17 protein-coding genes and 1 pseudogene are annotated in these 19623 nt (G+C 62.6%); 11 read left to right on the forward strand and 7 right to left on the reverse strand.

Translation table 11 applies throughout. The features are described from left to right. Positions 1-148 precede the first annotated feature (148 nt). The 3 genes from R3355_RS14560 to R3355_RS14570 form a co-directional block, all read right to left on the reverse strand. Positions 149-769 carry an NAD(P)H-dependent oxidoreductase gene (locus tag R3355_RS14560; RefSeq protein WP_318948935.1) on the reverse strand — a complete coding sequence of 207 codons (621 nt, stop codon included), beginning with the start codon at positions 767-769 and terminating at the stop codon, positions 149-151. After that, entirely contained in the window at positions 762-2156 is a 1395-nt protein-coding gene (locus R3355_RS14565) for a class II fumarate hydratase (protein ID WP_318948936.1), read from the reverse strand. Before R3355_RS14565 ends, R3355_RS14560 begins: the two co-directional genes overlap by 8 nt. Positions 2157-2232: 76 nt before the next feature. Beyond that, entirely contained in the window at positions 2233-3243 is a 1011-nt protein-coding gene (locus R3355_RS14570; protein ID WP_318961827.1) for a DUF2804 domain-containing protein, read from the reverse strand. A gap of 272 nt (positions 3244-3515) precedes the next feature. Between R3355_RS14570 and R3355_RS14575 the strand changes: the two genes are divergently transcribed. From R3355_RS14575 to R3355_RS14595, 5 genes are all read left to right on the forward strand, one after another. Further along, on the forward strand, positions 3516-4016 hold the full coding sequence (locus tag R3355_RS14575) for a DUF2059 domain-containing protein (protein WP_318948938.1): 501 nt from the start codon (positions 3516-3518) through the stop codon (positions 4014-4016). A gap of 13 nt (positions 4017-4029) precedes the next feature. Then, on the forward strand, positions 4030-4323 hold the full coding sequence (locus R3355_RS14580; RefSeq protein ID WP_318961828.1) for a BolA family protein: 294 nt from the start codon (positions 4030-4032) through the stop codon (positions 4321-4323). Between the two features lie 323 nt (positions 4324-4646). Continuing rightward, positions 4647-5585 (forward strand): rhodanese-related sulfurtransferase, encoded by a 939-nt coding sequence (locus tag R3355_RS14585; RefSeq protein ID WP_318961829.1) that lies wholly within the window; start codon positions 4647-4649, stop codon positions 5583-5585. A gap of 3 nt (positions 5586-5588) precedes the next feature. After that, positions 5589-6221 carry a DsbA family protein gene (locus R3355_RS14590; protein WP_318961830.1) on the forward strand — a complete coding sequence of 211 codons (633 nt, stop codon included), beginning with the start codon at positions 5589-5591 and terminating at the stop codon, positions 6219-6221. Further along, entirely contained in the window at positions 6214-7992 is a 1779-nt protein-coding gene (locus R3355_RS14595) for an ABC transporter ATP-binding protein (protein ID WP_318961831.1), read from the forward strand. Before R3355_RS14590 ends, R3355_RS14595 begins: the two co-directional genes overlap by 8 nt. A gap of 5 nt (positions 7993-7997) precedes the next feature. Here the strand turns inward: R3355_RS14595 and R3355_RS14600 are convergent, their stop codons facing one another. Further along, the gene (locus tag R3355_RS14600) at positions 7998-8573 is read right to left on the reverse strand and encodes a hypothetical protein (RefSeq protein WP_318961832.1); all 576 of its coding nucleotides are present in this window, start codon (positions 8571-8573) and stop codon (positions 7998-8000) included. Positions 8574-9066: 493 nt separating this feature from the next. Here R3355_RS14600 and hppD point away from each other — a divergent pair, with 493 nt between their 5' ends. The 6 genes and pseudogenes from hppD (at position 9067) to R3355_RS24380 (ending at position 15566) form a co-directional block, all read left to right on the forward strand. Beyond that, complete coding sequence (gene hppD / locus R3355_RS14605; protein WP_318961833.1) at positions 9067-10149, forward strand: 4-hydroxyphenylpyruvate dioxygenase; 1083 nt, start codon at positions 9067-9069, stop codon at positions 10147-10149. A gap of 67 nt (positions 10150-10216) precedes the next feature. Next, positions 10217-11353, forward strand: a complete 1137-nt coding sequence (locus R3355_RS14610) for a homogentisate 1,2-dioxygenase (RefSeq protein ID WP_318961834.1) — start codon at positions 10217-10219, stop codon at positions 11351-11353. Positions 11354-11417: 64 nt separating this feature from the next. Next, positions 11418-12401: a fumarylacetoacetate hydrolase family protein gene (locus tag R3355_RS14615; RefSeq protein WP_318961835.1), complete on the forward strand. Its 984-nt coding sequence runs from the start codon at positions 11418-11420 to the stop codon at positions 12399-12401. 109 nt (positions 12402-12510) lie between these two features. Next, a complete protein-coding gene (gene maiA, locus R3355_RS14620) occupies positions 12511-13152 on the forward strand; it encodes a maleylacetoacetate isomerase (protein ID WP_318961836.1) in 642 nt (213 codons plus the stop codon). A gap of 1370 nt (positions 13153-14522) precedes the next feature. After that, positions 14523-14708 (forward strand): annotated as a pseudogene (locus tag R3355_RS24375) (HAMP domain-containing protein); the annotation flags it as partial. Next, positions 14703-15566: a methyl-accepting chemotaxis protein gene (locus R3355_RS24380; RefSeq protein ID WP_413243521.1), complete on the forward strand. Its 864-nt coding sequence runs from the start codon at positions 14703-14705 to the stop codon at positions 15564-15566. The pseudogene R3355_RS24375 and the gene R3355_RS24380, both read left to right, overlap by 6 nt. A 223-nt stretch (positions 15567-15789) precedes the next feature. On the opposite strand, the gene R3355_RS14630 is transcribed toward R3355_RS24380, so the two are convergent. The 3 genes from R3355_RS14630 to R3355_RS14640 all read right to left on the reverse strand — a co-directional run bounded on the left by R3355_RS14630 (position 15790) and on the right by R3355_RS14640 (position 19438). After that, positions 15790-16878 carry a metal-dependent hydrolase gene (locus R3355_RS14630; RefSeq protein WP_318961838.1) on the reverse strand — a complete coding sequence of 363 codons (1089 nt, stop codon included), beginning with the start codon at positions 16876-16878 and terminating at the stop codon, positions 15790-15792. Positions 16879-17008: 130 nt separating this feature from the next. Next, positions 17009-18913 carry a bifunctional diguanylate cyclase/phosphodiesterase gene (locus tag R3355_RS14635; protein ID WP_318961839.1) on the reverse strand — a complete coding sequence of 635 codons (1905 nt, stop codon included), beginning with the start codon at positions 18911-18913 and terminating at the stop codon, positions 17009-17011. A 6-nt stretch (positions 18914-18919) separates the two neighbouring features. Beyond that, positions 18920-19438 (reverse strand): hypothetical protein, encoded by a 519-nt coding sequence (locus R3355_RS14640; RefSeq protein WP_318961840.1) that lies wholly within the window; start codon positions 19436-19438, stop codon positions 18920-18922. Positions 19439-19623 lie beyond the last annotated feature (185 nt).

Genomic DNA, 19623 nt, shown 5'->3' on the forward strand with positions numbered 1-19623 from the left:
GCCGGGCGGGCAACATGGAAAATGACAGGCTCATCGAGCGTCGTATAACCCGGCGCAGCGGTGTTGGGTTAAGACGCGGCGGCTCCTGGGCCAGGAGGCAGATATCCGCATGCGCCTAACCCGCCCTACGATTTGCCTGGCTGCCCCCTCAGGCGCGGCTGCCGAGTGTTTCGGCGCGGCGTAGCCAGCTCTGTCGCTGTTCCTCGGAGGAGGGCCGCACCGGGGCGAACTCGCTCAGGCGGCGGGTTTTGATGCCGCTGAAGCCGAGGATGGTGCGGGTCATCTGCCGATGTGCCGGTGCGCCATAGATCCAGCGGAAGTACCAGGGCGGGGTGTCCAGGGTCACCAGCAAGTCGGCGGTACGGCCACTCAGCAGTTTGTCCCACAGCTGCGAGCGCCCGCGGTACTTGAAGGCGAAGCCGGGCAGGAACACCCGGTCGAAGAAGCCCTTGAGCAGTGCCGGCAAGCCGCCCCACCAGACCGGGTAGACGAATACCAGGTGCTCGGCCCAGTGGATCTGCCGCTGGGCTTCGAGCAGGTCCGGCTCCAGCGTCTGGCTTTGGTCATAACCGTCGTGCAACACCGGGTCGAAACTCAGTTCGCCAAGTTTCAGTTGCCGCACCACATGCCCTTCGTTGCGCGCGCCCTGGGCATAGGCTTCGCCGAGGGCGTGGCAGAGGCTGTTGCTTTTCGGCGTGCCGAGGATCATGAGGATGCGTTTACCGTCGCCTTCGATCGGGGTAGCACCGCTTTTGCCCGCTTCAGTCATGGTCGCCAGCCTCCAGCATGGTTTCCGGACGGACCCAGGCGTCAAATTGTTCTTCTGTCAGATAACCCAGTTGCAGCGCGGCTTCGCGCAGGGTGCTGCCGTCCTGATAGGCTTTCTTGGCGATGTCCGCGGCCTTGTCGTAGCCGATATGCGGGTTCAATGCGGTCACCAGCATCAGGCCGCGCTCGAGGTGCGCTGCCATCTGCGCTGCATCCGGTTGCAAGCCGGCGATGCAGTGCTGCTGGAAATTGCGGCAGCCATCGGCGAGCAAGCGAATCGATTGCAGCAGGTTGTGGATGATCACCGGTTTGAACACGTTCAGCTGCAGGTGTCCTTGGCTCGCGGCAAAACCGATGGTGACATCGTTGCCCAGAACCTGGCATGCCAGCATCGACAGCGCTTCGCACTGGGTCGGGTTGACCTTGCCCGGCATGATCGAACTGCCGGGCTCGTTGGCCGGTAGCCTGACCTCGGCAAACCCTGCGCGCGGGCCGGAGCCGAGTAGGCGCAAATCGTTGGCGATTTTCATCAGGGCCACTGCGAGGGTTTTCAGCGCGCCGGACAGGCTGGTCAGGGCTTCGTGGCCGGCCAGGGCGGCGAACTTGTTGGGCGCGCTGACCAGCGGCAGGCCACTCAAGGCCGCCAGTTCGGCAGCGATGGCTTCGGCAAAGCCCTGGGGCGAGTTGAGCCCGGTGCCGACGGCGGTACCGCCCTGGGCCAGTTCGCAAACAGCCGGCAGGGTGGCACGGATTGCCCGTTCGGCATAGTCGAGCTGGGCGACGAAGGCCGACAGTTCCTGGCCGAAGGTGATCGGCGTGGCATCCATCATGTGGGTGCGCCCGGTCTTGACCAGTTTGCTGTGGCGGGCGGATTGTTCGGCGAGCCCGCCGGACAGTTCGGCCAGGGCCGGCAGCAAGTCATGCTGCACGGCGCCGACAGCAGCGATGTGCATGGCCGTGGGGAAGCAATCATTGGAGCTTTGCGCACGGTTGACGTGGTCGTTGGGGTGCACAGGGCTCTTGCCGCCGCGTGGGCCGCCTGCCAGTTCGTTGGCACGGCCGGCGATCACTTCGTTGACGTTCATGTTGCTCTGGGTGCCGCTGCCGGTTTGCCAGACCGCCAATGGGAATTGCGCGTCGTGCTTGCCGGCCAGCACTTCGTCGGCGGCTTGCTCGATCAGCCGGGCGATGTCCGGCGGCAGGTCGCCGATGCGGTTATTGATCCGCGCGGCGGCTTTCTTGATCAATGCCAGTGCATGCAGCACGGCCACCGGCATGCGCTCTTCGCCGATGGCGAAATTGATCAGCGAACGCTGGGTTTGTGCGCCCCAGTAGGCCGTTTCAGGCACTTCGATGGGGCCCAGGCTGTCGGTTTCGGTGCGGTTCATGAAAGCTCTCCGGGGGCGAGTCAGCAAGTTTAGGCCGCTGTAACCGGCTGCGGGTTCCCTTGGTCGGGAGGGATACTTACCAGCGGGCGCGGGTCGCACCGAGCCAGCCGAGCGCACCGTCGACCGGAACGCATTCGCCGCTGGGGCCACGCAGTATGCCGTCAAAATGACCAAACCACTGTTGGGTATCGGCGTAGAAGGGGCCGAAGCGCGGACAGACTTGATGCCGCTGCTGCGGGCTGAAGGTCAGATCGACGCGCTCGTCGGCGCTGCGCAGGCGCCACGGCGCCAGCGGGTCGTGCAGGCTTTGTTCGATATGCACCGGTCCGTCCAGGTGCAGCAGCTCGCCGCCAAACCACAGGGCGTTTTCCGATAGCCCGCTGTGATCGGTCCAGCCGGCGCCGAAGTTGCCGGCAATGCCGCCCGGCGCGGCAAAGGCGGCGCGGGTCCAATGGCTGTGCAGTGGCCAGACGCCGCGGCCAAAGTCCATGGCGGCAAAGCTTTGTCCGGCTACGCAGCTGTAGCTGCGGTTGCCGAGTTGTACGCTGCCGCTGGTGGGCAGGCCCATTTGCCGACAGGTGGCGTGAAAATGCCGTGGGCCGAGCGGGGCGACCAGATTGACCGAGTCGAGGTGGGCGGGACGCTGGATATCCAGGTCAACCTGCAGTGGTTGTCCGCCAATGTCGGGTGCGGCGACCGTCAGGCGCAGGCGTCCAGGCTGTTCAATGACGCGCAGCTGCAGGCGCGGGTGACAGAATTCATGGCTTTGCTCGGGCTGATCCGGTAGCCCGCAATCGCGCGCAAGCAGGCGCAACTGGCTATGCGCGGCCGCCTGGCCGCTGCTCAGGTCGAGAAAATAGGCGGCGCCGTAGCCTATATAGTCGAGGTCGGCCTGGGTCAGCACCAGCATCCAGTGCGGGGTGGTGATGCACCAGTGGTTCCAACGTTTGCGTCGGCCGAAGCGTCCGGGGAGTGCGCAATCTACCCGGGGGCGGGGCGACCAGCCGATGGCCTGCGGGTTGAGTTGGCCTCGGGAATCGCACAGCGCTATCGCGCAGGAGGCGTGCGGGCGGGTGAAGCTGTTCATTGGGCACGTCCATGTGTGTGCTGCTGCAGATGACGCTGTGAGATTGCCGTCATTGAAGAGCATTGGGGGTTACTGGAATAAGTTGAGCTTGCCCACACCTTCTGGGTTGGGCAAGTGCTGGCATTTTGATCCATGAACAAGCCGTGCGCCAGTACACAGCATGACTAGCGAAGACTGATATGACCTGGCGTACTTGAGTGGCGGGCGGGTTGGGGCACAAAATGACAGGTTCTGGGTCAGATGTGATTCGTCCCATTAATCAGGAGCATCCGATGTCTCGTTTATCTGCCCTTTGTGCTGTCGTTCTGTTGACCTGCGGCAGCGCTCAGGCGTTTGCCGATGCCAGCAGCCATGCCGCCGACGCGGAGCGCTTTCTACAGCTGGCACGGGCTGACAAGTTGGCCGTGCCGGTCTATGCCCAGGTGCAACAGATGTTCGCCCAGCGTTTTGCCGAGAGCGGCACGCCCGAGAGCAAGCAGGCGTTGTTGGAAACCTACCAGGCCAAGGCCAATGCGGAGCTGGATCGGGCGGTTGCCTGGGACAAGCTCAAGCCGGACATGGTTAAACTCTACACCAGCAATTTCAACGAGCAGGAACTGCAGGAATTGGTTAGCTTCTACCAGTCGCCGTTGGGGCAGAAAGTCTTGCAGAAGATGCCAATGCTGACCGAGCAATCGGCACAACTGACCCAGGGTAAACTGGAGTCGGCGGTACCGAAAGTGAATAAACTGCTGGCGGACATGACCGCCGAGCTGGGGCCGAAAAAACCGTGACCGGAGTTTGAATATGTCGAAACTAGCTCAACTGCAGACTGCCTTGGCTGCACTTGACCCCCTGCATCTCGAGGTGCTGGACGAAAGTCACATGCACAGCAGGGGGCTGGAAAGCCATTACAAGGCCGTGATCGTCAGCCCTAAATTTGCGGGTTTGAGTGCGGTAAAGCGGCACCAGAAGGTTTACGCCAGCCTGGGCGAACTGATGAGCGAAGTGCATGCCCTGGCGTTGCACACCTATACCCCCGAGGAGTGGGCGCAACAGGGAACAGCGCCGGCTTCGCCGACCTGCAAGGGCGGGCATTGAGGGCCGACGGAGTGAAGCAGGCATTGTCCCGGTAGCCCAATGAAATCCGGGCTATGGCAATGTTTTTGTGTCGTGGCCTCGGCGCACCAGTTTCGTCGCCCGGATGAGGTCCAGCGCAATCCGGGGTAATCGTTCCCGGATTAGGCCACCGGCTTATCCAGGCTATCGAGCTACCGAGCTGTTGAGTCAGTGGTGAGTCAATCCGCCCCTACACGGCAAGCCCCAGGAAAAGTAAACTACGCAGCGCGCCGGCTCACGCCGGCGCGCTCGTTTGCAGACCCAGTCCGCCCTTTACGTGGGCGACTACTGAAGGAAAATGTTCGATGAGTGACAAGATCGTTGTGGCCGCGCTGTACAAGTTCGTCTCCCTGCCGGATTACCAGGCATTGCGCGAGCCCCTGCTGCAAAGCATGCTGGCCAATGGTGTCAAGGGCACCTTGCTGCTCGCCGAAGAAGGTATCAATGGCACCGTTTCCGCTTCGCGCGCCGGCATCGACGGCTTGCTCGCCTGGTTTGCCCTGGATCCGCGCCTGGCGGATGTCGACCATAAAGAGTCGTACTGCGACGAACAGCCGTTCTACCGCACCAAGGTCAAGCTGAAGAAGGAAATCGTCACCCTGGGCGTGCCGGGTGTCGACCCCAACCAGCAGGTCGGCACCTACGTCGAGGCTCACGATTGGAATGCGTTGATCAGCGATCCGGAAGTGCTGCTGATCGACACGCGCAACGACTATGAGGTGGCGATCGGCACTTTCGAGGGCGCGGTCGACCCCAAGACCAAATCCTTTCGTGAGTTTCCCGAGTACATCAAGGCGCACTTCGACCCGACCAGGCACAAGAAGGTGGCGATGTTCTGCACCGGCGGCATTCGCTGCGAGAAGGCGTCCAGTTACATGCTCGGTGCCGGCTTCGAACAGGTGTTCCATCTCAAGGGCGGGATCCTCAAGTACCTGGAGCAAGTGCCCCAAGAACAGACCAAGTGGCAGGGTGACTGCTTCGTCTTCGACAATAGGGTCACCGTGCGGCATGACCTGACTGCGGGCGATTATGACCAGTGCCACGCCTGCCGCACGCCGATTTCTGTGGAAGATCGCCAGTCCGAGTACTACACCGCAGGCGTAAGCTGTCCGCATTGCTGGGATTCGCTGCCCGAGAAAACCCGCGCCGGCGCTCGCGAACGGCAAAAACAGATCGAACTGGCCAAGGCCCGCAACCAGCCGCATCCCTTGGGTTACAACCCACGCCAAGCCAACGAGGGCTAAACCATGCAAGCGCGCCTGCTCTACGTGATGGACCCGATGTGTTCCTGGTGCTGGGGGTTTGCCCCGGTGCTCGAGTCCCTCGCCGAGCAGGCGGCTGCGGCCGGCGTGCCCCTGCAACTGGTGCTCGGCGGCCTGCGGCGTGATGGCGTGGCCATCGACGCGGCGGCGCGGGTGCGGTACCTGGGCTACTGGCAGGCGGTCAATGCCAGTACCGGCCAGCTGTTCAATTTCGTCGACGGCCTGCCCGGGGGCCTGGTCTACGACACGGAGCCGGCCTGCCGGGCGCTGGTTACCGCACGTAGTCTCGATGTGCAAAGCGTCTGGCCGCTGACCCAGTTGATCCAGCGCGCTTTCTATACCAAGGGCGAGGATGTCACCCGGGCCAGCGTATTGGTCGGGCTGGCCGAGCGTGCCGGGATTCCGCGGATCGAATTCGCCGCCGCGTTCGACAGCGCCGAGCAGCGTGAAGCCACCCTGGCCGATTTCAGCTGGGTGCAGGATCTGGGCATTTCCGGCTTTCCCACCTTGCTGGCCGAACGCAACGGCCAATTGGCTCTGCTGACCAATGGTTATCAGCCGCTCGAGGTTCTGGCGCCTTTGCTCGGTCGCTGGCTGGAGCGTGCGGCTCATGCCTGATCGGTTGAGCTGGGCAGAAATTCGCCGCCTGGCCCTGCACCACAAGAAAGCCCTGGTCCTGGCCAATCTGGTGGCTTTGTTCGCCACCCTCTGCAGCGTGCCCATCCCGCTGCTCCTGCCGCTGCTGGTCGATGAAGTATTGCTCCACGATGGCGATGCCGCGCTCAAGGTGATGGATCGCTTTCTCCCGGCCGGCTGGGAAACCGCGGCCGGCTATATCGGCCTGATGCTGGTGCTGACCCTGCTGCTGCGCGGCTCGGCGCTGATCTTCAACGTGTTGCAGGCGCGCCTGTTCGCCCGCCTGTCGAAAGACATCGTCTACCGCATTCGCATCCGCCTGATCGAGCGACTCAAGCGCATTTCTCTCAGTGAATACGAGAGCCTCGGCGGCGGCACCGTGACCACGCACCTGGTCACCGATCTGGAGACCCTGGACAAGTTCGTCGGTGAAACCCTCAGTCGCTTTCTGGTGGCCGTGCTGACCCTGGTCGGCACCTCGGCCATTTTGCTGTGGATGCACTGGCAACTGGCGCTGTTGATCCTGTTGTTCAACCCACTGGTGATCTACGCCACGGTGCTGCTGGGCAAGAAGGTCAAGCACCTGAAAAGGTTGGAAAACGACAGCACCTCGCGTTTCACCCAGGCGCTCACCGAAACCCTCGAGGCGATCCAGGAGATCCGTGCCGGCAATCGCCAGGGTTACTTCCTTGGCCGTCTCGGTGGGCGGGCCCGTGAGGTGCGCGACTACGCGGTGGCTTCGCAGTGGCGGACCGACGCCTCGAACCGCGCCAGCGGCTTGTTGTTCCAGTTCGGTATCGATGTGTTTCGCGCAGCCGCGATGCTCACCGTGTTGTTCTCCGATCTGTCGATCGGCCAGATGCTCGCGGTGTTCAGCTACCTGTGGTTCATGATCGGCCCGGTCGAACAGTTGCTCAACCTGCAATACGCCTTCTATGCCGCCGGTGGTGCGCTGGCGCGGATCAACGAGTTGCTCGCGCGTCGCGACGAGCCGCAATACCCGGGCGGGGTCGATCCGTTCAAGGGGCGCGACACCGTCGGTATCGAGGTGTGTGGGCTGACGTTCTCCTACGATGACGAGCCGGTGCTGGAAAACCTCAACCTGAGCATTGCGCCGGGTGAAAAGGTGGCCATCGTCGGTGCCAGTGGCGGCGGCAAGAGCACCCTGGTGCAGCTGTTGCTTGGTCTCTATACGCCGCAGGCGGGGACTATTCGCTTCGGTGGCTGCAGCCAGCAGGAGATCGGCCTGGAAACCGTGCGCGATCAGGTCGCGGTGGTGTTGCAGCACCCGGCGCTGTTCAACGACACGGTGCGTGCCAACTTGTGCATGGGCCGCGAGCGCAGCGACGAAGCCTGCTGGCGCGCCCTGGAAATCGCCCAGTTGGCCGGCACCATAGGCGCGTTGGCAAAAGGTCTGGACAGCATCGTCGGCCGTTCCGGCGTGCGTCTGTCCGGCGGCCAGCGCCAGCGCCTGGCCATCGCCCGCATGGTGCTGGCCGAGCCCAAGGTGGTGATTCTCGACGAGGCCACCTCGGCCCTCGATGCCGCCACCGAGTACGCCTTGCATCAGGCCCTGGGCCAATTTCTCAACGGCCGCACCACCCTGATCATCGCCCACCGCCTGTCGGCGGTGAAGCAGGCGGATCGGGTGCTGGTATTCGATGGCGGCAGCGTCGCCGAGGACGGCGATCACCAGCAACTGATCGCCGATGGCGGGTTGTACGCCAAGTTGTATGGGCATTTGCAGCATTGAGATTGTTAAGGCGCCGCTGGCGAGTCACTCGGGTCGCTGGCCCACTGCTGCAGCTGTTGCGCGCGCGCCTGGCTTGCGCCCACTTGCTTGTCCAGCGCCTCCTGGTAGTCGCTCAGCCAGCTGCGTGAGCCCGCGATCATGCCGGCGAGGTCGCGCATGCCGTTTTTCAGGGCCCCGAGGCTGTGCTGGAAGCTCTGCTCCTGGCCGATCAGGGTTTGTGCGACTTGTTGCTGCACGGCCCGGTTGTCGCCGCTGCTCAGCGGTACTGCCGACTTGCTGCTTTGCAGGGCGCTCAGCTGATGGCCGTGCTGGCCCACTTGCTGTTCGAGCTCGGCGACCTGTTTTTGCAGGATCGCGGCCTGTTCTTGCAAGCTTTGGATCTGGTTGGCGTCGCTGTTTTCTTCCGGCTCACCGGGCTGGCCAAGCAAGCCGATGGTCAGCCAGCTGGCGAGCGTCATCGCCAGCACTGCGGCAAGGATGAACAGCAGGATGCGGTCGAGTCGGTGGCCTTTCTCCAGCAGTTCCAGGCGTTGCTCTGCGCTGATGGGTTCGCCGGTATCTTCTTGTGGGTCATTGCTCATGGCTTTTCCGTCGCGTGGTTGCACTGGTCGAAGTGGCAGATCCGTTGGTGGCAGTATGCCACTATTCTAGTGTGGCTGACGCTTTGTGTCATCGCCTGCTCCAGGCGTTAAATATTCAGCGCCTTGAGGGTTGGGCCACTGTTCAGTGCCAGCGTTCAATCACTCCCTCACCGGGCCTGTTCAGTCGTAACTGACAGTGCTGGTCAGGAGTTTATGCCGTAGCCGTCGGCAGAGTCCGTGCATGTTTGGCAGTTAAATGCGCCGCTTTGTAAATAAACCGTTACGCCTTGTCCGGCTTTTTAGCGTGGCCTGGAGGCTTTGGCTGGTGTTTGTCAGGTTGTAAGGTTTTATTGCCAATGGGGCGGGCAGGGTGTCGTTGCACGGCGCCTGGACCGTCTTGTGGGGCGCGCTTGCCTCGGTTGTCATGGAGCTATCGACGTCGTCCTGTCTGTTTGTGATGGCGCTGAATCCACAACAATAACGAGGAGGCGTAATGACCGCCGTGAACAAGATCGAACAGCACAATCCCATCGGTACCGACGGCTTCGAATTTGTCGAGTACACCGCGCCGACGTCCGAAGGCATCCAGCAGTTGCGTGAACTGTTCACCGCCATGGGCTTTACCGAAACCGCCAAGCACCGTTCCAAGGAAGTCTGGTTGTTCCAGCAGAACGACATCAACTTCGTGCTCAACGGCAGCCCTACCGGGCATGTCCGCGAATTCGGCCTGAAACACGGGCCCAGCGCCTGCGCCATGGCTTTCCGGGTGCAGAACGCTGCCCAGGCGGCAGCCTATGTCGAGTCGCAAGGGGCCACGCTGGTCGGCAGTCACGCCAACTTCGGCGAGTTGAATATCCCCTGCGTCGAAGGCATCGGCGGCTCCTTGCTGTATCTGGTTGACCGCTATGGCGACAAGAGCATCTACGACGTCGACTTCGAGTACATCGAAGGCCGTACGCCGCAGGACAACGCGGTCGGTTTGAAGGAGTTGGATCACCTGACCCACAACGTCAAGCGTGGACAGATGGATGTCTGGTCGGGCTTCTACGAGCGGATTGCCAATTTCCGCGAGATCCGCTACTTCGATATCGAAGGCAAGCTCACCGGTCTGGTTTCGCGGGCCATGACTTCGCCGTGCGGCAAGATCCGCATCCCGATCAACGAGTCGGCCGATGACAGGTCGCAGATCGAGGAATTTATCCGCGAATACCACGGTGAAGGCATTCAGCACATCGCCCTGAGCACCGACGACATCTACGCCACCGTGCGCCAGTTGCGCGCCAGCGGCGTGGATTTCATGAAAACCCCGGGCACCTATTATGACAAGGTGGACACCCGCGTTGCCGGCCATGGCGAGCCGACCGAGTTGCTGCGCGAACTGAATATCCTGATCGATGGGGCGCCGGGGGATGACGGCATTTTGCTGCAGATCTTCACCAATACGGTGATCGGCCCGATCTTCTTCGAGATCATCCAGCGCAAGGGCAACCAGGGCTTCGGCGAGGGCAACTTCAAGGCGCTGTTCGAGTCGATCGAGGAAGACCAGATCAAGCGTGGCGTGATCAAGGCTGATTGACCTTGTGCCGCGCACATGTTGACGAGGTTAATGGTGCGCAGGGCGCACCCTACGATGGAGTTCTGTCATGAGCCGCAAATGGATCAGCTTCCCCTTGCGCGAAGGCGACTGTTCGCGCCAGGCGCACTGCGACTTTCCCGAAGGCACCTACGAGCGCGAGATGGGGCGCGAGGGCTTCTTCGGCCCCACCGCGCACCTGCACCACAAGCATCCGCCGACCGCCTGGATCGATTGGCAGGGCCCGTTGCGTCCGCACGCCTTCAACTTCAACGACATCGCCAGCGAGCGCGATTGTCCGCTGGAGGCGCCGCTGACCCTGCACAACGCCGATATGAAGTTGCGCCTGTGGAAGACCCACGGCGCCATGCGTCACCTGGTGCGTAATGCCGATGGCGATGACCTGCTGTTCATCCATGAAGGGGCAGGGGAGTTCTACTGCGATTTTGGTCACCTGAGCTACCGCGATGGCGACTATCTGGTGATTCCGCGTGGCACCGCCTGGCGCATCGAGACCAGTGAACCGACCTTTATGCTGCTGATCGAAAGCACGGATGGCGCCTATCAGTTGCCGGACAAGGGTCTGCTTGGTCCGCAGGCGATCTTCGATCCGGCGGTGCTCGATTACCCGAAGCTGGATGAAGCCTTTAAGGCCCAGCAGGACGAGAACACCTGGCAGCTGCGGATCAAACGACGCAACCAGGTCAGCACCGTGACCTACCCCTATAATCCGCTGGATGTGGTCGGCTGGCATGGCGACAACACCGTGGTGCGGCTCAACTGGCGCGATATCCGTCCGCTGATGAGCCATCGCTATCACCTGCCGCCGTCGGCGCACACCACCTTCGTCGCCAATGGTTTCGTGGTCTGCACCTTCACCCCGCGGCCGGTGGAGAGCGATCCGGGGGCATTGAAAGTGCCCTTCTATCACAACAACGACGACTACGACGAAGTGCTGTTCTACCACCGCGGCAACTTCTTCAGCCGCGACAATATCGAGCAGGGCATGGTCACGTTGCATCCCTGCGGCTTCCCCCATGGCCCACACCCCAAGGCACTGCAGAAGAGCCTGGAGAGTCCGGCGACCTTCGTCGATGAGGTGGCGGTGATGATCGACGCCCGTCGCGCCCTGGAGATAGACCCGGCGGCCGCGCAGGTCGATGTGCCCGAATACGTCAACTCCTGGCGTGCGCCTGGCTTGAAGTAGGCCGCGCGCACCGCAACCCGACGGATATCTGTGGTGCGTACGGCGCACCCTACGAGGTTTGAGCATGAAACTCGCATCACTGAAGCAAGGCCGTGACGGTCTGCTGGTCGTGGTCTCCCGCGACCTGACCCGCGCGGTAAAAGTCCCGGCCATTGCCGCCACCCTGCAGGCCGCGCTGGATAACTGGGCAGCGGCCAAACCCAAGCTGGAAGCGGTGTACCAGCGCCTCAACGATGGCCTGGAACAGGACACTTTCGCCTTCGAACAGGCGGCCTGTCATAGCCCGTTGCCGCGCGCCTACCACTGGGCGGACGGCAGCGCCTACGTCAACCACGTCGAACTGGTGCGCAAGGCTCGCGGCGCCGAAATTCCGGAAAGCTTCTGGCATGACCCGCTGATGTACCAGGGCGGCGCCGACTGCTTTATCGCGCCGCAGGCGCCGATCCAGATGGCCGACGAGGCCTGGGGCATCGACCTGGAAGCCGAGATCGCGGCGATCACCGACGACGTGCCGATGGGGGTTACCGCGGCCGAGGCCGCGCAGCACATCCAGTTGCTGATGCTGGTCAATGACGTGTCGCTGCGCAACCTGATCCCCGGCGAGTTGGCCAAGGGCTTCGGCTTCTACCAGAGCAAACCGTCGTCGAGCTTCTCGCCGGTGGCGATCACCCCGGATGAACTGGGCGACTGCTGGAAAGACGGCAAGGTACACCGGCCGCTGGTCTCGCAGATCAACGGCGCATTGTTCGGCCAGCCGGATGCCGGTACCGACATGACCTTCAACTTCCCGACCCTGCTGGCCCATGCCGCCAAGACCCGACCGCTGGGCACGGGCACCATCATCGGCTCGGGCACCGTCTCCAACTACGACCGCAGCGCCGGCTCCTCCTGTCTGGCGGAGAAACGCATGCTGGAGATCATCGAACAGGGCGAGGCCAAGACGCCGTTTCTCAAATTCGGCGACCGGGTGCGCATCGAGATGTTCGATGCGGCCGGCCACAGCATTTTCGGCGCCATCGACCAGGTGGTGGAAAAGTATGAACCGTAGGATGGGTTGAGGAGCGTAGCGACGATACCCATCGAGTACAGCTGCGGTCTGCAAGCGCATCGCCGTGATGCCGGACCGCAGCAAGTTGGCTCCTGCAGAGAGAATTTACATGTTGACGCTTTATAGCTACTGGCGCTCCACCGCCGCCTACCGGGTGCGTATTGCCTTGAATCTCAAGGGCCTGACCTGTCGGCAGGTGCCGGTGCATCTGCTCAAGGACGGCGGCCAGCAGCACTCGGCCGAGTACCGGGCGCTCAACCCGCAGGAGCTGGTGCCGCTGCTGGTCGACGGCGAGGTCAGGGTCGCCCAGTCCGTGGCGATCCTCGAATACCTGGACGAGGTTTACCCGCTACCGGCGTTGTTGCCGGCCGATCCGGCGCAACGGGCCGAGGTGCGGGCACTGGCGTTGCACATTGCCTGCGATGTCCATCCGCTGAATAACCTGCGCGTGCTGCAGTACCTGGCCAATGAACTTGGCGTGGACGAGGAGGCGAAAAACACCTGGTATCGGCACTGGGTCGATACCGGGCTGACGGCAGTGGAGCAGGGACTGGCGGCGTTCGAGGGACGCCTGTCCCTGGGTCAGCACCCTGGCTATCTGGAAGCCTGTCTGATTCCGCAGCTGTACAACGCCCGCCGTTTCAACTGCGCGCTCGATGCCTACCCGCGCATCCTCGCCATGGCGGCGCGCTGTGAATCCCTAGAGGCCTTCCAGCAGGCCGCTCCAGAGGTGCAGCCAGACGCCCAGTGATTGTGGTCGCGGTTGCCCGGTTCGGCTGCGGATTGGATGCTGCGGCGCGCCGGAGGATGAGCCTGCTGTTCGTCATCAGACATACAAAAAGAGGCGCCCGACATCGAGTCGCGCGCCTCTTTTTTATGCGCGCGTGATCGACGCAGACGAGTATCCGGCGATCGGCAGATCGGCGAATAGCCGCCACTTGCAGGGTTTGATCGGCGGAAAGTCGCCGACACAGGTACGGGCAAGAGGCGGGGCGCAGCCATGACCCGAGTGGCCGTGCATCCTTGATCGCCTCTGCCCTAATGGTTCGCGGCAAGCGGTCGACTATATAAAGGAGGTAAAGGTTAAAGCTGGCACAAGGGTTGCGGTGCTCCAGGCTTGAAAAGTCGATGCCGTGCACCTGCATGCCAGCCAAACCGCTCCCCGGAAGGCGGGTCGGCGTGTCGAATAACAATAATGGAGTTGTGCTTATGTTGCTGTCTGCCTCCCGCCTGTTTACCAACCTTGCCGTGAGCAAGAAGCTGCTTTGCGGTTTTGCCCTGGTGTTATTGCTGACCATTGCTGTGGCTGCCAGCGGCTTCATCGCAGTGCAGACCATCCTGCAAGGGCACAACCTGACCGGGCAATTGGCGGCCGTGAATATGGAGATTCTCCAGGCGCGCCGACTGGAGCGTAATTTCGCCATCGAGCACAGCAGCGAGAGCGCCGAGCGAGTGCGCAAGAGCCTGGCGGCAGTTACAGAGTTGCTGGTTCAGTTGGAACAGGGAGTCCCGACGGCGCAAGCCAAGCACTATCAGACCATGCGTCAGGCAGTTGCCGACTATCTGAGCCAGTTCGACACCTATGTCGACTTGCAGATCCGGGCGGGCGAGGCGCGTCAGGACATGGGCAATGCCGCAGTCGAGACGCGCGGTCAGTTCGAGACGCTCGAACTGGAGATGTACGACGCCGTGCGTGAATTGCGCCTGCAGGGTGACCGGCTGCGCGGCAGCGATCCACTGACGCTGGCTGAAACGGCGTCCGGCATGAGCAAGCGCATGCTCGATCTACGCGGGCAGGAGAGTTTGTACATCATCGACAGTTCGGCCGAGGCGTTGGAAGAGTGGGCCTACGTCAGCGAGGATCTGCAGAGCGTCGCCCGCAGCCTGATGGTGTGGCTGAGCGATGAGCAGAAAGCTGCGATCGAAACGGCCTTGCAATCGTTGACCACCTACCAGCGCTCCTTCGGCTATTACCAGCAGGTTCGCGAACAGAGCCGTAGCACCGAGAAGGCGATGATCGAACGGGCGCGGGCAGTACTCAGTCTGGCCGAGGCGGCTCAAACCGGGGAAGAACAGCGCATGGCTGCCGCCAGTCGCCAAGCCGTGCTGCTGCTCGCGGCCATGGGCGTGGCGGCGGTGATCCTCGGCTTGCTGGCCGCCTGGTTGATCACCCGTTCGATCGTCATCCCCCTGCGCCAGAGTGTGGTCATTGCCCAGCGCATTGCCCAGGGCGACCTCAGCCAGGACTTGCCGCTCGATCGCCGCGACGAACTCGGCCAGTTGCAGGCGGCCATGCAGGGCATGACCAGCAGCCTGCGCACTCTGGTCGGGCGGATTGGCACCGGCGTCAGCCAGATCGCCGCCGCGGCCGAGCAACTCTCGACGATCACTGCGCAAACCAGCGCCGGGGTGCACAACCAGCGTCAGGAAACCGAACAGACGGCCACCGCCATGCACCAGATGGCCGCCACCGTGCAGGAAGTGGCACAGAACGCCGAGCAGGCGTCCATGGCCGCCCGCGAGGCCGACCGCGAGGCGCAGCAGGGCAATCAGGTGGTGCAACAGGCGGTGAGCCAGATCGGCAGCCTGGCGCTGGAGGTCGAGCAGTCGGCCGCCACGATCCAGGCGCTGAATCAGGAGAGCGTGCGCATCGGCGGTGTGCTGGAGGTGATCCGTGCGGTCGCCGAGCAGACCAACCTGCTGGCGCTCAATGCGGCCATCGAGGCCGCCCGTGCCGGTGACCAGGGTCGCGGCTTTGCCGTGGTCGCCGACGAAGTGCGGGCGCTGGCGCGGCGTACTCACGATTCGACGGAGGAGATCGAAGGCCTGATCAGCAGCCTGCAGCGTATGGCGGCTGGGGCGGTGGAACAGATGGAAAGCAGCCGTACCCTGACCCAGGGCACCGTCACCCTGGCCGGCGAGGCGGGCGCTGCCCTGGGTCGTATCACCCAGGCGGTGAGCACCATCGAACAGATGAACCAGCAGATCGCCGCCGCCGCCGAAGAGCAGAGCGCCGTGGCGGATGCCATCAGCGAAAGCATTACCCGGGTGCGCGATATCGGCGAGCAGAGCGCCAGTGCCAGCGAGCAAACCGCCGCCTCCAGCGCCGAACTGGCGCGCCTGGGGGTCGAGTTACAGGGCCTGGTCGCGCAGTTCCGTACCTGAGGCACACCAAGGGTTTGGCGCGATCCGGCAGCGGCATGGCAGGCGATGAACTTCCCTGATTGCATCCGGGCTACGAGAGCTGTAACTGGGTGGATGTCGCAGATCAGCGGCACGATACACATCCGGCAGGCCGCCGCGTCGCGCCGAATGGACGCCGACGCTGGATAGTTTCACCTCCTCCGCGTTTGGCTACGCTCCGCTGCAGTCCAGCGCCCACACGCAGTCAGCAGTCATCGCGCTCGGCAGCGCATACCTGCCGGGCGGCGCTGAGCAGGGGCTTGCCCAGTTCGCTGGCCCAGGCCGCCAGGGGCACCTGCAGATCCGGCTGCCAGATGCGTCGCCACAGCACCTGCAAGCGCCCCAGGTCGGTCAGCCCTGACGGCCAGCGATCGATCTGCTGATGAATCAGCCATTCACCGTTGTGCTTGTGGGCGAAGTCGAAGCGGAACGGATGCACGCCGGTCATGCCCAGGCGTATGTCGGTGACCACCAGGTGCTCGCCGATCTGGTCGTAGCGCAGCACGCCATCGGTGAACCAGGCCAGGCGTTGATGCGCGGCCGAGTCCGCGAGTACCTCGGCCAGTGCAGTGCCGCGCGGCAGGCGGCTGAGTTGCGGCGGCTGCGGGTCGAACCAGCCGACCAGGGCTTCGTGGTAATGCGCGCCATCCAGCACTATCACGCGCCAGAGCAGGCTGTTGAGCGGGGTCGGGGTGCTGAACAGCGCTTCGGCCTGGATGCCCTGGCGAGCCAGTTGCGCCTCGACACGTTGCTCGGCCATGGATTTACCGGCCAGGGTCGAACCCAGATAAAGGGTCGACAGGGCCAGGGCGACCAGCGGCGCCTTGGCCAGTTTGTCGCGCAGGCCGAAGGCCAGCCCCAGTAGCACGGCGATGATCAGCGGCACCGTGTAGAGCGGGTCGATGATGAAGATGCTCGACCAAGCCGTGGGCGTCGGCATCAGCGGCCAGAACAGCTGGGTGCCGTAGCTGGTGAAGCTGTCCAGCAACGGGTGGGTGAGCAGTACCAGGGCCAGGGTGGCGAACAGGCGTTGCGTCGAATAGCCCGGATGCGGTCGAAAGCGTCGCAGCAGCCAGGTCAGCAGCAGCGCCACGCCGAAGAGGACGAACAACGAATGACTGAAGCCGCGGTGGTAGGTCATCTCTGCCACCGCATCGCCGTAATCGATGATCACGTCGAGATCGGGCAGGGTGCCGAGCATGGCGCCATACAGCAGCGCCTTGCGGCCCTGCCAGCGGCCGAGCAATGCGCCCTGGATGCTGGCGCCGAGCACTGCCTGGGTGATGGAGTCCATCGGTTGGTCGTCCGTTTTGTCGGGACGCTTAGATTACCTCCACAATAGTTGCTGCTGTTGCTCGGAAATCCCAGGCAACGATTTTGCCTGGCGTGCGCCTGGAGTTATGCCGCGCGCATCGATCCGCTGCTTACTGCACCTGCAGGCGTTTTTTCAGCATGGGCCGGGCGAGAAAGTCGCCATGCCAGGTGATCAAGGCCGGCACGGGCATGGGTTTGCCGTACCAATAGCCTTGAGCATGATCGCAGCCGAGGTCGACGACTTGCTGGGCATCGTTTTCATCCTCGATGCCTTCGCAGGTCACCGTGAACCTGAAGGTGTGGCAAAGCTCGACGATACTGCGCACCACGCGCTGCAGTTGTTGGTCGTGACTTATGCCCTGAATGAACGACTTGTCGATTTTTATCCGTTGTACCCGCAGTTCGCGCAGGTAGGACAGCGACGAGTAGCCGGTGCCGAAGTCATCCAGTGCCACCGCGATACCTTGCTCATTGAGCTTGCGCAGGATGGTGCGACCGTCACTGAAGTTGGCCACGGCAATCGACTCGGTCATCTCCAGAACCAGTTGGTTGGCGCGGATCGGCGCCTCGCCAAGCCATTGCTCGATTTGCTCGGGCAGGCTGGCGGTAAATTGCGCCGGGGAGAGATTTACCGAAAAGTATAGGGCCTCGCGCAGGCCCTGGGGCAGGCGGAGCAGGTCCTGCTTGAGTCGCTGCAGAATCCACTCGCCGAGCTTTTGCCCCAGCTGATTGTTCTCCGCCAATTCCACCACTTCCAGCGGCGAGATATAGCCCAGTGTCGGGTGGCGCCAGCGCAGCAGGGCTTCAACCCCGGTGCTGGTGTCGACCAGGCCGACAATCGGCTGGTAGTGGAGGCTCAGGCCCGAAGACTCGGTTTGTGCCATGGCCTGCTTGAGGTCGTCGAGCAGGTTCTGACTGCGCAGATAACGGTTGCTGATCTCTTCATCGAATACCTCCAGGCCTTTGTGCTTGCCCGCGCGCAGTTCGCGCGCGGCCAGGGTGGCGAAGTAGTACAACTTCTGCAGGCTGAAACTGTTGTCGGGATTGAAGCTCAGGCCGATGCGCGTACCCACCTGAAACAGGTGTTTGTCGCTCTGGAAATCGAAGCTCAAGGCGTAGGCAAGACTGTTCAGGACGCTGATAACCAGCTCTTCGGGAAACCCCTGAGGAAAGGTCATGACGAACTCGTCACCGGCCATCCGGGCAATGAAGCTACCTTGCGGTCTCAGCTGGTTGAGGGTTTCACCGATGCGCTGTAGCAGGCGATCGCCGGCCTCGTGGCTGATGCATTCATTGACCGCGCGAAAATTGCTCATCTCGATTACCGCCAGGGCGCAGCAGTTGGTAGCCCGGGAGTCGTTCTGCAGGGCTTGAAAGCTGTTGCGATTGGGCAGGTTGGTCAAGGCGTCATTGCGGCCCATCAGACGATTCTGCCGCGCCTCCAGATAGAACATCAGAATCAGTCCGCCGCCACAGAACAGCAGGCCGAGCAAGAGCAGGTGGCTAAGGCGCTGGTTATGGTGGATTTCGTCGATGATCCGCGCCGCTTCCGGACCGGTGAAATTGTTGATGATCACCTGCCGAATGGGCATCAGGTACTGGTTGTAACGTTCGATGGCCTGCTCGATCGGCGCGCCTGGTTGCAGGTCGGGGCTGAAGAGCAGTGCTTCATCGTTGCGCAGTTGGCTGAACAACTTTGCAACCATCTCGCCGGCATTGAAGCGTTGGCGTATCGCGTTGTTTTCCTGACCGGAGAGAAAGGCGTCGAGGCGGCTCCAGAACAGCTCGTAATCGAACTGCAGCTTTTCCTGGGAGACGCCTCCGGCCTGGAACAGTTGCAACGTGTTGACGAAGCGCAGGTAGTCGGATTCCAGCTGGGCAAGCGACCAGGCGGAAAGCTGGATGCGCGCCGAGGTGATTTGCGAATTGCGCTGGTTGTAGACCAGCGAAGTCGCAATGCCAACGGCAAAGCCCAGGGTGATCAGCAGCAGGAACAGGTAGCGCAAGCGACGCATTGGCGTTTATCGGCCAATGTTCAGCGATTTGAGTTGCCAGACCATCGCCTGGTGATGCTCTTCCTTGCGCAGCTCGGGGAAGTCGCTCAGCGGGTAGATGACCCAGATGGGACCCTTGTCGCGCACCCTCATGACCTCGCCGTTCTTGCGGGTTGCCAGGATCACCGGGTACTTGCGCGCGGCCGGCAGGTTCAACAGCATGCTGTAGTCGTTGAGGGCGGTGGCGTCGATGCGCTGGCCCCGGGCCTTGAGCTCGTCGAGCAGAACGCTGAGTCTGACGCCCTGATAGCTGTCCTCCTGATCGGTCCAGGGCGTCAGGGTTTTCACCTCCACCTGGGGCAGGGCATCGAGGCGCTGCAAGTCGAACAACGCCTGGCTCTGCGGGCAGCAGCCCAGCTCGCCGGTGACCGTCAGGATCAGCGGGTTTGCCGGAAGCGCCTGCCAGTCATCTGCGGCATTCACGGCAGGGCTTGCCAGGCAGATGGGCAATAGCAACGGGATGAGGCGCTTGAACAGTGATGGCATGCTGATAACCCGCTATCTGGTGGTGCATGAGGCCGGTGGATGCCAGCATGCCCGGAGTTGTCGAGGTTCTGCTGATTGGCCATTTACGCAAGCTGCTGTGCTCGCATCTGTACGCTATCAGACAGATGGCAGTATGCCATGGCTTGCACAGAGTGCCTGCGGTTTCGGGTGCTTTGTTTTGCCCG

The sequence above is a fragment of the Pseudomonas sp. genome, assembly GCF_033723075.1.
Taxonomy (GTDB): Bacteria; Pseudomonadota; Gammaproteobacteria; order Pseudomonadales; family Pseudomonadaceae; genus Aquipseudomonas.

What these genes read in the sequence shown, in the direction of transcription:
- R3355_RS14615 (WP_318961835.1), top strand. Translation starts at nt 11,418, where the DNA reads ATGAAACTCGCATCACTGAAGCAAGGCCGTGACGGTCTGCTGGTCGTG.
- R3355_RS14590 (WP_318961830.1), top strand. Translation starts at nt 5,589, where the DNA reads ATGCAAGCGCGCCTGCTCTACGTGATGGACCCGATGTGTTCCTGGTGC.
- R3355_RS14630 (WP_318961838.1), bottom strand. Translation starts at nt 16,878, where the DNA reads ATGGACTCCATCACCCAGGCAGTGCTCGGCGCCAGCATCCAGGGCGCA.
- R3355_RS14600 (WP_318961832.1), bottom strand. Translation starts at nt 8,573, where the DNA reads ATGAGCAATGACCCACAAGAAGATACCGGCGAACCCATCAGCGCAGAG.
- R3355_RS14570 (WP_318961827.1), bottom strand. Translation starts at nt 3,243, where the DNA reads ATGAACAGCTTCACCCGCCCGCACGCCTCCTGCGCGATAGCGCTGTGC.
- R3355_RS14580 (WP_318961828.1), top strand. Translation starts at nt 4,030, where the DNA reads ATGTCGAAACTAGCTCAACTGCAGACTGCCTTGGCTGCACTTGACCCC.
- hppD (WP_318961833.1), top strand. Translation starts at nt 9,067, where the DNA reads ATGACCGCCGTGAACAAGATCGAACAGCACAATCCCATCGGTACCGAC.
- R3355_RS14560 (WP_318948935.1), bottom strand. Translation starts at nt 769, where the DNA reads ATGACTGAAGCGGGCAAAAGCGGTGCTACCCCGATCGAAGGCGACGGT.
- R3355_RS14635 (WP_318961839.1), bottom strand. Translation starts at nt 18,913, where the DNA reads ATGCGTCGCTTGCGCTACCTGTTCCTGCTGCTGATCACCCTGGGCTTT.
- R3355_RS24380 (WP_413243521.1), top strand. Translation starts at nt 14,703, where the DNA reads ATGACCAGCAGCCTGCGCACTCTGGTCGGGCGGATTGGCACCGGCGTC.
- R3355_RS14565 (WP_318948936.1), bottom strand. Translation starts at nt 2,156, where the DNA reads ATGAACCGCACCGAAACCGACAGCCTGGGCCCCATCGAAGTGCCTGAA.
- R3355_RS14585 (WP_318961829.1), top strand. Translation starts at nt 4,647, where the DNA reads ATGAGTGACAAGATCGTTGTGGCCGCGCTGTACAAGTTCGTCTCCCTG.
- R3355_RS14595 (WP_318961831.1), top strand. Translation starts at nt 6,214, where the DNA reads ATGCCTGATCGGTTGAGCTGGGCAGAAATTCGCCGCCTGGCCCTGCAC.
- maiA (WP_318961836.1), top strand. Translation starts at nt 12,511, where the DNA reads ATGTTGACGCTTTATAGCTACTGGCGCTCCACCGCCGCCTACCGGGTG.
- R3355_RS14610 (WP_318961834.1), top strand. Translation starts at nt 10,217, where the DNA reads ATGAGCCGCAAATGGATCAGCTTCCCCTTGCGCGAAGGCGACTGTTCG.
- R3355_RS14640 (WP_318961840.1), bottom strand. Translation starts at nt 19,438, where the DNA reads ATGCCATCACTGTTCAAGCGCCTCATCCCGTTGCTATTGCCCATCTGC.
- R3355_RS14575 (WP_318948938.1), top strand. Translation starts at nt 3,516, where the DNA reads ATGTCTCGTTTATCTGCCCTTTGTGCTGTCGTTCTGTTGACCTGCGGC.